This is a genomic window from bacterium SCSIO 12643 (genome assembly GCA_024398135.1).
Classification (GTDB): Bacteria; Bacteroidota; Bacteroidia; order Flavobacteriales_G; family Salibacteraceae; genus CAJXZP01.
Genome location: CP073750.1, coordinates 1,876,302 through 1,889,128, shown reverse-complemented (window position 1 = coordinate 1,889,128; position 12,827 = coordinate 1,876,302). Strand labels below are relative to the sequence as shown.

6 protein-coding genes are annotated in these 12,827 nt (G+C 36.5%); 2 read left to right on the top strand and 4 right to left on the bottom strand.

The genetic code is table 11. The features are described from left to right. Positions 1–217: 217 nt before the first annotated feature. Together KFE94_08020 and KFE94_08015 are read right to left on the bottom strand one after the other, a co-directional pair. Complete coding sequence (locus KFE94_08020; GenBank protein ID UTW68048.1) at positions 218–1,906, bottom strand: Na/Pi cotransporter family protein; 1,689 nt, start codon at positions 1,904–1,906, stop codon at positions 218–220. Positions 1,907–2,082: 176 nt separating this feature from the next. Continuing rightward, on the bottom strand, positions 2,083–3,372 hold the full coding sequence (locus KFE94_08015; protein ID UTW68047.1) for an aminopeptidase P family protein: 1,290 nt from the start codon (positions 3,370–3,372) through the stop codon (positions 2,083–2,085). Positions 3,373–3,528: 156 nt separating this feature from the next. Here KFE94_08015 and KFE94_08010 point away from each other — a divergent pair, with 156 nt between their 5' ends. Next, positions 3,529–5,964 carry a mechanosensitive ion channel family protein gene (locus KFE94_08010; protein ID UTW68046.1) on the top strand — a complete coding sequence of 812 codons (2,436 nt, stop codon included), beginning with the start codon at positions 3,529–3,531 and terminating at the stop codon, positions 5,962–5,964. 9 nt (positions 5,965–5,973) lie between these two features. Continuing rightward, entirely contained in the window at positions 5,974–8,376 is a 2,403-nt protein-coding gene (locus KFE94_08005; GenBank protein UTW68045.1) for a carboxypeptidase-like regulatory domain-containing protein, read from the top strand. 1 nt (position 8,377) lies between these two features. Here KFE94_08005 and KFE94_08000 read toward each other — a convergent pair whose 3' ends face one another. Together KFE94_08000 and KFE94_07995 are read right to left on the bottom strand one after the other, a co-directional pair. Continuing rightward, the gene (locus KFE94_08000) at positions 8,378–9,712 is read right to left on the bottom strand and encodes an amidohydrolase family protein (GenBank protein UTW68044.1); all 1,335 of its coding nucleotides are present in this window, start codon (positions 9,710–9,712) and stop codon (positions 8,378–8,380) included. 13 nt (positions 9,713–9,725) lie between these two features. Beyond that, positions 9,726–12,737 carry an amidohydrolase family protein gene (locus KFE94_07995; protein ID UTW68043.1) on the bottom strand — a complete coding sequence of 1,004 codons (3,012 nt, stop codon included), beginning with the start codon at positions 12,735–12,737 and terminating at the stop codon, positions 9,726–9,728. Between the last annotated feature and the right edge of the window lie 90 nt (positions 12,738–12,827).

The following is a 12,827-nucleotide window of genomic DNA, read 5'->3' as shown; positions in this document are numbered from 1 at the left end:
ATGTCCTAAAACTACATCTGGTAAGCAAATTGAACCTTACTCTTTAAATCGTGAAATTCACCTTACCATCTTACAAATGCTTTCTTACGATAAAGTTTTTGAAGTAATCGAAATGTAATTCAGTATCCCAGGAATATGCCTTGTTCCCGCATGATACCAATTCTATCTATTTGAATATAGATAAAGGCTAAATACTTAATAATTTAATGAAATGAGATTACTCGTTCTCGGCTAATCCATTGCTTACACTCTCCGCATAATCAGCCAATCTTTCAACACTATTAAAAAGCTCAGAATAAAGAATACCACTTCTAACGTTATACTCTCCTTCTTCAATTTTAGACAAGTAATTTTTTCTCAGCTTTTTACGCATTTTGTCTACTTTATTCTCAATCTCTTTAGCTTCTTCCAAATCTTCAGAAGTGATATCCCATTTCTCCAGATTCTCATTCATTTTCTTTAAAGCTAAATCTACAAGAGCCAATAAGTCTTCCAATTTGGTTCTTTGCTCAGGACTAAACCAAATCTTCTTCTTATTCTTATTCATAATAGAGTTTCCAAGCTGAACGATAATATCCGCAATGTTTTCCAAATCATGGGTAATACCCAACATTTTCTGAACATTGTTAGATGATTGACGTGATTGCTCCAACTTACTCATACGTGCCAGGAAATCTGAAATTTCTTCCTCCAATCTATCTGATACTTCTTCGTATCTCAAAAGTTTCTTGTATTGTTTCTCGCGCTTAGTCGCATCTTTTTCAGCCATCAGTTTTTCAAACTGCTTCATCATTTTAGAAACATGAACTCCCATACGGGTAATCTCTTTCTGCGCTTCTAATGCTGACATTTGAGGTGTAACTATATTAGATTTAATATACTCTAATCTAAACACCTCATCTTCCTGGCCTTTAGATTTTACCATCTTGATCGCTAAATCAGCCAATTGTGGAACGAAATTGATCATAATGATCACATTCAACACATTGAATAAGGTATGAAATGTAGCTAATGCAAATGTGGTTTGCGCAGGATTCTCCAAAAACTCGCTTGGCTCATCATGCCCGTACATAAATGCAACTCCCTTTAAGAAAAATGGGAAAATCAATAACATCCATGTTACACCAAAAACATTAAACATGGTGTGAATCATAGCCGACCTTTTCGCGTAAACATTTGCCGCTAATGCCGCCAATTGCGCAGTAATGGTTGTTCCAATATTTTCTCCTAAAACCATAGAAGCGGCTATATCAAAACCAATCCAGCCTTGTGCCGTCATTACTAAAGTAATCGCCATGGTAGCTGAAGACGACTGAATCACTACAGTTAAAATCGTTCCAAATACCACAAATATGATGTAAGATAGATATCCTAAATCTGTTACATTCTGCACGAATGATAGCATTTCCGGGTTGTGTTTAATATCCGGAACTGCGCCTTTCATTAACATTAATCCGTAAAACAGAAGTGAAAAACCTACAACAGTTTCTCCCCAGAAACGTACTTTCCCTTTATTGACAAAAAGTAATGGAACTCCCACTGCTAAAACCGGAATGGCAATCGCACCCAGATCTACTTTAAAACCGAAATATGAAATAAACCATGCAGTAACTGTTGTTCCCACATTAGCTCCCATCATAATTCCAACTGATTCTGTCAAAGTCAATAATCCCGCGTTTACAAAACTTACGGTCATTACAGAGGTTGCAGAAGATGATTGTATGATAAAAGTGATCAAAAAACCTGTAAGTACTCCGAAAACTCTATTTCGAGTCATACTACTTAGGATATTTTGCAGTCCTTCGCCTGCCGCTTTTTGAATCCCTTCACTCATTAATTTCATTCCATAGAGAAACAATGCCAATGAGCCTAAAAGCTTAAAAAAATCACCTAATGAATATTCCATTTTTTATTGACTATATAAGATGGGCAAATCTATTTTACAGAGTTTTACTTTTTGACAATCTAGTGTTAAGGTAATATTAACAAAAACACTTATTTACCTTTTATCAATTTGATAATCAATTAAATAAAAAAAGCAACTCCACGAGCTGCTTTTTCATATTAATAATGACCGTCTAATTACGAGTTCATAATGCTTTCAATCTCATCTGCAAGGATTGGAATATTGCGCATTAAATTAAAGTTTTCCCCGCTTTTAATCACAATATCATCTTCCAATCTAATTCCCAGATTTTCTTCCGGAATATAGATTCCAGGTTCCACAGTAAACACCATATTTTCTTTAATCGGCTCTATCCAGGAACCTACATCGTGTGTATCTAAACCAATGTAATGAGAAGTTCCATGCATAAAGTATTTCTTATATGCCGGCCAATCCGGATTTTGATTTTTAATATCAGTCTGGTCGATCAATTTCAACTTTAGTAATTGTTCTTCCATCAATTTCCCCACTTCCTTATGGTAATCATTTAACGTAACTCCAGGACTTAGAATTTTAGTTGCTTCATTTTTCACATGTAAGACCGCATCATAAACCGCTCTTTGTCTCTCTGTAAATCGACCATTCACCGGAATACATCTGGTCAAATCTGAAGAGTAATTAGCGTATTCTGCACCAATATCCATCAGGATTACATCCCCATCATGACACTGTTGATTGTTTTCGATATAGTGTAACACACATGCATTATAGCCCGAAGCAATAATTGGTGTATACGCATACCCATTTGCTCTATTTCGGATAAACTCATGCCACAATTCCGCTTCAATTTCATATTCCCAAACACCAGGTTTTACAAAATCTAATACACGTCTGATCCCTTTTTCTGTAATATTACAAGCATCTTGCATCAAAGCAATTTCAATATCCTTTTTTACAGAACGAATAGCGTGCATAATTGGCGCACTTCTCTGGTAAATATGCGCAGGATATAACGGTTTGAAGTTTTTGATAAAACGATCTTCGCGTGTTTCAACCTCAGTATTTGCTCTTAAATGCTCATTGGTATTCAGATACACATTTTCCGCCTCACTCATCAACTTTTTCATGATCGTGTCAAACTGATCTAACCAATACACCGTTTTAATCCCGGAAACTTCAAATGCACGATCTGCGGTTAATTTCTCACCTTCCCAAATCGCAATAGTTTCATTGGTTTCTTTCAAGAATAAAATTTCACGATGTGCTTCTTCACTCGCATCCGGAAAAATTACCAGTATACTCTCTTCCTGGTCTACACCTGATAAATAAAAAATATCTCTATGTTGCTTAAAAGGAATCGTACTATCTGCACTAATTGGGTAAATATCATTAGAGTTGAAAATCGCTAATGATTTTGGTTTTAAATGCGCGATATAATCTTTTCGGTTTGCTACAAAAAGTGCAGCATCTATTTGATGGTATTTCATATACTCTAGTTTTTAAAAATGCAGTCCCAAATTTAGCTTGAAATTCCATTCAATCCTGCAATTAATGCTAAAATTATTATCGTTGGAACAAGTTATTTCCTGATTGCAATCTCAACTGTTTCTCCTAATTTTTATCTTCGTGAGATATTGTTCGCTATGAAAGCATCTTATACTAATCTTTCCTCTTACTTTATTGGTATTCTTCTGGTCCTGATTTTTTCACCGGCCCATGCACAAATCACTTTAATAGATACCGTTTCTTCATCAGAACCTACTGCTATTTCACTTATTGACTTAAATGTCAAAATTGAGTTGGCCAAGGAACAATTAAAGAACATCAATAAAAAGGTTAAAACCCAACCGGAAGTTGCCAAAATTGATACACTCATACCTGAATACAATCGATTCATTAAAGAGCAAACCAAGAGTTATCAGAACTTTAAAAAATCGCATCCCAACAAACAAAAAGTAATCAATATCATAAATAAATGGGGAAGCTTTAATGCCCACTTGGATATTTGGCAAAGCACAGTAAATAAATATTTGGACAAAAATCTGGTTTGGCTGGATCAACTTAAAAAAGAAGAAACAGAGTGGAGCCTGACTTACGATAAAATCAAACTCAAAGCGCCTTATACGGTAAAGAAAAATGTAGAAAACACACACAATTCGGTAAAACGATTGATCCGAAAAATTGAAAGACAAAACAATCATTACCTCAGTCTGGAAAATAAAATCCTGCTCCAAAAAGAAGCCATTGCATCGGTGATGGATGATTTAGATCATTGGAAAGCCTCTGAAGAATTTTCGTTGACATATCCCAGACATCCTCCGGTATGGAAAATTTCAACCGATGAACATTTATCCAAACATGAAAGTTTTGATCCATGGGCATCATTTAATGAAAACATATTTGCTATTGGAAAATTTGTCAGTAATCCGGAAAACAATGTGATCTATCACCTTTTGATCGTAGTAATTATGTCCATTTGGTTATGGAGACTTAAAGCTTCATTTAAAACTTTAAATTTTAGTGATTCTGAGCAAAGACTTATTAAGTCTAAAAATGTAATCGTCAATCACTTGACTCCTTCCATCATTTTTACGGCTACTATTATATCCATCATCTATTTTTCGCATACTCCAAATCTACTATCAGAACTCATCTTCCTCACAGCACTATCCACTACACTACCTCTGATAAAACCAGAATTACATAAGAACTTCAAAGGCCTTATTTATTTTATTATTCTTCTTTTTGTATTAGATACCCTCAAATCTTATGTGTGGTATTCTTCATGGTTTTACCGGGTGTATCTTTTTACAGAAACCATTTTGGCTTTTCTGGTGATTCTAAAGATGACTTATCCATACCTAACTACCAGAAGATTAAAACTCAGCAATCTGTCTATTCTCCTGGTTAGACTGGTTCCGGTTCTCTATATACTTCTTGCGACTTCTTTGGCTTCCAACATATTGGGATATACCAATTTAACGGATCTAATGCTCAAAGTAGTTATCAAAGGAAGTTCACTATTTGTTGTATTGTATGGTATTCTGATGATTTTAGGAGGGTTGACCACCGGATCAATCCACTACTATTTCTCCAAACTAGAAAAGGTAGACTTCCAGTACAAAAACTTCATTGAAAAAAGAGCTACGCAATTCATCACCATTTTTGCATACGGGTTCCTGATCATATATCTACTGCAAATCATTGATGTCTATGATATCGTAACGCTATGGATTAAAGACTTCATTTCTCAACCTATTGAAATCGGTGTTATTTCTTTTACGTTAGGTAGTATTTTAAGCTTCCTGACTATTCTGATTGGTTCATTTATCATCACATCTTTTATCTCCAAAATAATCGATGGAGGTGTTCTGGATTTCCTAAAACTACCCAAAGGTGTTCCATCTATCATTTCAGTATTGATTCGCTATTTTCTTATCGCATTTGCATTCATCATCGCCATGTCATCCATTGGGATTAATCTAAGCCAGTTTAATCTGATGGCTGGAGCTTTGGGTTTAGGTATTGGATTTGGATTGCAAAATATCATTTCAAATTTCATTTCCGGACTGATTCTAATTTTTGAACGTCCAATTCAAACAGAAGACGTAGTTGAGGTCGGCACTTTATTAGGTGAAGTTCGTAAGATTGGCGTAAGGTCTTCCAGCATTCGCACATTCGATGGTGCCGAGGTCGTTGTGCCGAATAGCAACCTAATTACCAATGAGGTTATTAACTGGACTTTATCTGATAACATAAAACGAATCGAAATTAGAATCGGTGCGGCATATGGTTCAGACTTGCAAAAGGTGGTTGATATTTTAAATGATGTGGCTAAAAATCATCAACATGTTTTAAAACACCCTGAACCTTCTGCGCTGTTTGATCAATTTGGAGATAGCTCTTTGGATTTTAGACTATTATATTGGGTTCCTGTAGAGTACGGATACACCTCGAAAAGTGAAATTTCCATAGAAATTTATAACCAATTCAATACGAATGGAATTGAGATTCCGTTTCCTCAGCGCGATGTTCATATCAAAAGAGATGATTTAGATCGTTTACAAAACGGATCATAAGTTCAATGCATGTTTAGGTTTATTCTAATACTTCAGGTATTACTCATATACACATTTTCAGGAACCATTTCCGCCCAAACCATTTCCGGATATATTTATGATGTAGCCAGTCATCAACCTATTCCATTTGTCAACATTAGAATTCACGAAACCACTAAGGGAACCACAAGTGATATTGACGGTTATTTTAAACTAAATATCAGGCAATTTCCGGTTCAAATTCATATTCATTCTTTGGGTTATCATGATACTTTGATCCAAATCAACCAACCCGAAAATCAAACCATCTACCTAAAAGAAAAAGTCCGGGAATTAAAGGCTGCAGTGATCACATCCAGTGAGAATCCTGCGATTCGCATTATTCAAAATGCTATTGACAACAGGGATATCAATAACCCGGAAAAAAGTCGTTCATTTTCATATGAAACTTATAGTAAAATGGTTTTTGGCCCCAATTCTCAAAATCAATCTTCTGATTCGTTTTACGAAAATTCAGATTCTAATAACACCAAAAAACCACACCATCTATTCATCACCGAAACAGTTACAAAAAGGATTTTCGCTCCACCTCATCACAGTTACGAAAATGTAATCGCCAATAGAGTTTCCGGATTGTCTAATCCTAATTTCACATTAATCGCCAGTTCTTTTCAACCCTTTTCCTTTTCTTCTGATTATGTCAATATCGTGGGTTTAAATTATCTCAGTCCTTTAGCTAAAAACAGTTTCAAAAATTATGTTTTCGAATTGCGTGACTCTGTTATTCTGCAAAATGACACAGTGTATTCCATTTATTTCCAACCCCGAAAAGGATCTACTTTTTCTGGTCTAATTGGCACATTAGCCATCAACTCTAATCAATTTGCCATTCAAAATATTCAATTTAAACAGGCCAATCCGAATAGTTCATTTGAAATAGACTTTGAACAACTCAATGCTTTTGTGGACAGTTCTCAATGGTTTCCTGTACAATTTAATTCACATATCATTTTCAAGATTGATCATACCGACCCTCAAGCCATTGACCTCATCAATGCCAATGGAAGGACGTATATCAACAACATTCAATTGGATTCAGAATTCACTTCAAAAGATTTTAAAAATGTGGAACTAGAACTAGATGAAGAAGCCAATCAAAGAGATAGCTTATTTTGGAGTCAATACCGAAAAGAAAAACTCACATCGATCGAAAAAAACACATACACTATTGTAGATAGTATTGGTCAAAAGATTCATCTGGATCGGAAAATGATTTTCCTACAATCATTGACCACCGGTCTACTCCCAGTTGGTCCGGTTTCTTTAGAACTAAATCGGATATTAGATTACAATGAATACGAAGGCATAAGATTAGGTGCAGGATTAAGAACCAATGATAAAATCTCCAAATTCTTTTCAGTAGGTGGATATACAGCCTATGGATTTAATGATCAAGAATGGAAATATGGTGCAGATATTCAATTCAAATTAGACCCTAAAAATGATATTACGGCAGGTATTCAATATCAAAATGACGTAACGGGTTCCGGGCAAATTGAGTATTTCAAAAAGGATGTATTTAATCTACGATCATACAGTGATTTATATTTATCCAGAATGGATCAAATTGAAGGTTATCAGGCGTATTTTACTTTTAGATCGTTTAAAGATTTTCAAAACAAAGTATTCTTTAATTCTTATTCTCAATCTTTCAATTACCCCTATTCATATGTGAATTCCAACGATACTGTTTTAACCTCAAACCAGGCATTCCAAAGAAATGAAATTGGCTGGTCATTTAGATTTGGTTTTAGAGAAAAGTACGTGCGTTCATTCGGACAAAATATCTCATTAGGCACCAAATTTCCTTATGTATGGGCGAGAATAACCCATGGAAACACTTTATTCGGAAATGATTTTACTTACACCAAAATAGATGCACGAATTACAAAATCCTTTTTGATTAAAGGCTTGGGCAGATTTGGTTTCCAATTGGATGGGGGAACCAATATTGGAGAAGCTCCGGCTTCATTGTATCATTATCAAAGAGGAATGCGGATTGACGGGTTTAACCTGTATATCGAAAACGCATTTAACACCATGCGTCCTAATGAGTTCCTTTCTCAACATTATTTTTCTGCTCACATCCACCACCGATTTGGCGCATTGTATCGGACCACATATTCTGCTCCCGAGATCTCAGTGTTGACATCTCTCGGATGGGGTACGCTTGATCATCCCGAAGAACATCAAATGGTCTATTCCACTATGGAAAAAGGTTTTTATGAATCCGGAATACTTATAGATAACCTGCTTATTTTAAACACATCAGGTATTGGATTTGGTGCATTTTATCGATATGGCCCATACCAACTACCTAATGCTGCACATAATTTCGGTTTTAGTTTTACCCTATTGTATGTCTTACAATAATTTACTGCGCATTATACTTCGAAGTATACTTCCGATACAATTGTTTCTGTGTATCATCCAGATTTAACGGACGTCCCATAATCCAGGCTAAAAACACATTATTGGTTCGCATATCCAAAGCATCTCCAGTAGATACGAAAAATGTCGCTTGCTTACCCGCTTGTAAAGTTCCCAAATCTTCATCTATTCCCAGAATCTTCGCTGCATTCCATGTGATGCTTTGTAAAGCTTCTTCTTTAGATAAGCCATATCCAACAGCTTCTCCAGCCAAAAACGGAAGGTTTCTGGAGTTCATAGCCTCCATATCTCCCGCAGTACCTAAACAGTATAATACTCCCGCTTTTTGTAAAATAGCCGGCAACTTGTAAGGATAATACGGATCATCACCCGGTCGAACCGGTAAAGAATGGACTCTTCTTAAAATGACACTGATATTATTTTCCTTTAACTCATTGGTAAGTAATCCACTATCATAACCACCAACAATCACGACTTTTTCTATGCCCAGCTTCTTTTTAAACTGGATTACCTGCATAATTTCTTTGGACATGTTGCAATGTACGTACAAAGTTTTTTGTCCTCTAAAAAGCGGCCTTAAACTTTCAAACTGTACATTTAACTCTTCATTGTTGCTCTGAGAATACGCTTTAGCCGATTGGAAATATTCCGTAATTTGTTGTATTCGCTCTTCAGTATTGGTGTTCTTTTTAATCGGTTGAGCCGAGTACCACGGGCCACTTTGACTAAATCTCTTTGGCCAATTGAGATGATACCCATCCACCATTCTAATGGCCGCATCTTCATAATTCCACGCATCCAAACGCATCACAGATGATGCTCCTGAAACAATACCACCTCTTGGCGTTACCTGGGTTGTTAAAATGCCATTATTTCGAACAGTATACACAATTTTAGATTCGGGATTATAAGCAATCGCTGTTCGCAAATTAGGGTTAAATAAACCCACATCATCGAAATCTCTGGACTGTCTTAAAGCATCTACTTCCGTAATTCCTAAAGTATTATCGGTAGAGATTAAACCCGGATATACATGTGCACCATTTAAATAAATTACGGTATCATAATTTGAGGTTTCCACACGTTTACGCATTTGGTCTTTTACAAACACAAAACGGCCGTTCTCAATAGCAATTACCGAATTTTGAATCACTTCTCCATTTCCAATATGCGCCACTCCACCCAAAATCAAGACTTTGTTTGGATAGTTCATCATAGGAGCCGGAACTTGTGCGACCAAAACAGTGGTGAAACTCCACAACACCATCACAAACATCATTTTATTCACCTGCCTTTTAATATCAATTGTCTTTTTCATCTTCTTCAAATTATTAAAAGTCAGTTTCAGAATCAAAGCTATCGCAGTGATACTCGTGTTGTTCCTGATGCTTTACCTTTTGTGTTTTTTCTCCATTCTTTTGTGCCTGCATCATTGCTAAAATGATTCTTTGACGTTCTTTCCTGATCAATTCCTGCAACTGCTGATCTCTTTCCTGGCTGTAATAAATGGTTCCATCAATCATGGTAAATAATGGATGAGAATACACAGATAACGGATGTCCGGACCACAATACCAAATCTGCATCCTTTCCAACAGTAATACTACCCACTCGATCATCAATATGGAGCATTTTAGCCGGATTAATCGTGATCATTTTTAATGCTTCTGTTTCGCTTACTCCTCCATATTTAACGGTTTTTGCAGCCTCCTGATTTAAACGCCTTCCCATTTCAGCATCATCTGAATTGATAGCTGTGTTAATACCTTGTTTGGAAAGTATAGCCGCATTATACGGAATTGCATCATTGACTTCAAACTTATAGGCCCACCAATCAGAAAAAGTAGATGCATTCGCGCCATGAGCTTTTAGCTTATCTGCGACTTTATACCCTTCCAGGATATGTGTAAATGTATTAATTCTAAAACCCATACTATCCGCTACATTCATTAACATGGTAATTTCAGATTGAATATATGAATGACATGTAATGTAACGTTGACCTTTTAAAATTTCAGCCAGTGTTTCCAATTCCAAATCTCTTCTTGGAGATTGCAATCCGTTTTTCAATTCTTTTTTAGTTGCGCCATTAAATGCATCCCACTGTTCAGAATATGCTTTTGCACGGGTAAATGCATCGATATAAACTTGTTCTACTCCCATTCTGGTTTGTGGGAATCTAGACGTATATCTCCAATCTGAATTGGATTGTTTTACATTTTCTCCCAAAGCAAATTTGATAAACTTGATATCTCCTAATTTCATTTGTTCAGGAGCTGATCCCCACCTCAACTTAATCACCTGAGATTGCCCTCCAATGGGATTGGCTGACCCATGTAATAGTTGTGCACTGGTAACTCCTCCGGCCAATTGACGGTAAATATTAATATCATCCGGATTAATTACATCTCCAATTCGTACTTCCGCAGAGTTATTTTGACCAGCTTCATTTACTCCATTTTTAATAGCAATATGTGAATGTTCGTCCACAATGCCCGGAGTAATATGTAATCCTGTACCATCAATTTCAATATAACCTTCAGGTGTTGAAGCTCTTTCTCCAACGGCTTCTATCTTACCATTGGAAACCATCACATACCCTCTGTAGTTACCCGTGGAATCGCAGGTCCATACACGTACATTTTTGATGAAATAGTTTTGTTGTTGTGGCACTGCAGTATCTCCGTACGACATATTGGGATAGAACACTTTCCCGGTCTGCAAAATAGGTTTCAAACTATCTCCATATGGGGTCAGAGAAATTGCTTTTTGCTTAATCGCTGTCCAATCTGACCAATTTCCTTTTGCGTCCTGAAGCTTACCATCTATGATCTTGCCTTTGTAATTGGTTTTCCCTACCAATCTTACAGGTCCTTCATGTTGATGGTTTCCGTTTTGAAACTGAATCGTCATCAAATTGTTCTCAATGGAAATTTCCCCTTTCTGGGGTTTTTCTTTGGTACCACCCATAGTCGTAGACACCGCATAACCCTTTTCGGTTTGAACCACATCCATTTGATAAAGCACTCCTCCAAAGTTTAGATTGTAGTTTCCTGTTGGGTCAATGGTAGTGGCATCCTTAATGATATTTCGTTGACCCAGTGTCCAATTTTCCAGGACTTTCGCATCTGTTAAAAATACATCTTCGGCAGTGATAAAGAAGTTGGCATACATTCCTGATTTTAATGTTCCCAGATTTTCCGATTGTAACATAGTTGCCGGAGTAGTCGTTAATGCTTTTAATGCATCTTCCGGAGCTAAACCGTATCGGATCGCCTTTCTTAAGTTCTTCCAAAACATTTTTGGGTTATCTGAAGCAGATAAGGCAAACTCCACACCTGATTGACTTACAACAGCAGGGTTAGACGGTGCCAATTCCCAATGTTTCAAATCTGCCAGGCTGATATACTGTGCATCCAAGGGATCGCTTACATCATAAGGTTTTGGAAAGTTTAATGGTACAATTAATTTAATGTTACTCGCTTTAATTTCTTCAATATGCTTGTAAGCATCTCCTCCTCCGGTAGCGATCATTGATCTGCCAAATTCTTCTCCTAAACGTGCTGCTCTCAAAACAGCCTGATAATTACGAGCATCAAAAAATTGTGGGATTTCTTTATTATCCGCAATAGCCTGAAGAGAATAATTCACTGGAGATTGATTTCCATTAGAATACCAGTCGGCATCATACATGGTCTGTCTGAATAGTGCTATGGACCCCATTAATGAGGTGGGATATAATTGTGTAGAATTACCTCTTCCAAAACCGTAATAAGCAGCACCTTTTGGTTTTAATACCGCTTGCCCTAGCTTGTTTTCACCTAATGAAACTATGGCTGCATTTCCACGCATAATTCCATTGTATTGATGTGTTAATACCGTACCAAATCCAAGACGTCTTAATTTCTCTGATTGTTTGGCATTTGCATTAAACAAATTCACATAATCCACTTGAGGGTGAATCGCATCATTCCAGTAGAGTGTTCCATTATTCTTAGCGATATATTGGGGCTTTAATGGCTTTTTCTTTTTCTCCACCTCCGGCATGCCGTAATTGCTTCGCAGTTCTATAAATGAAGGGTAGATATATTTTCCTTTCAAGTCGAATACCACTGCATTATGTGGGACTTCAATTCCGGTTCCGCTGGAAACGACCTTACCATCGCGGATGATTAATGTCCCATCTGAATACTCTTCTTCGGGAGATACAATCAAATGCGCATGTATAAAAGCATAAGTCGTATGCTCAGGTGTATACACTCCATTTATTGGTGTAATTTGCTGTGCATTTGCCTGAAATAAAATGAAACTGATTAAAAAGGAAAGTATGATTCTCTTCTGCATCTGACAAATGTAGCAGAATTTCAATATTTCCAAATTCCATTAACTTGTTAATATGCTGTTAGTTTTACACAAAAAAGGCCGCGAGAAATC

What these genes read in the sequence shown, in the direction of transcription:
- KFE94_08020 (UTW68048.1), bottom strand. Translation starts at nt 1,906, where the DNA reads ATGGAATATTCATTAGGTGATTTTTTTAAGCTTTTAGGCTCATTGGCA.
- KFE94_08015 (UTW68047.1), bottom strand. Translation starts at nt 3,372, where the DNA reads ATGAAATACCATCAAATAGATGCTGCACTTTTTGTAGCAAACCGAAAA.
- KFE94_08010 (UTW68046.1), top strand. Translation starts at nt 3,529, where the DNA reads ATGAAAGCATCTTATACTAATCTTTCCTCTTACTTTATTGGTATTCTT.
- KFE94_08005 (UTW68045.1), top strand. Translation starts at nt 5,974, where the DNA reads ATGTTTAGGTTTATTCTAATACTTCAGGTATTACTCATATACACATTT.
- KFE94_08000 (UTW68044.1), bottom strand. Translation starts at nt 9,712, where the DNA reads ATGAAAAAGACAATTGATATTAAAAGGCAGGTGAATAAAATGATGTTT.
- KFE94_07995 (UTW68043.1), bottom strand. Translation starts at nt 12,737, where the DNA reads ATGCAGAAGAGAATCATACTTTCCTTTTTAATCAGTTTCATTTTATTT.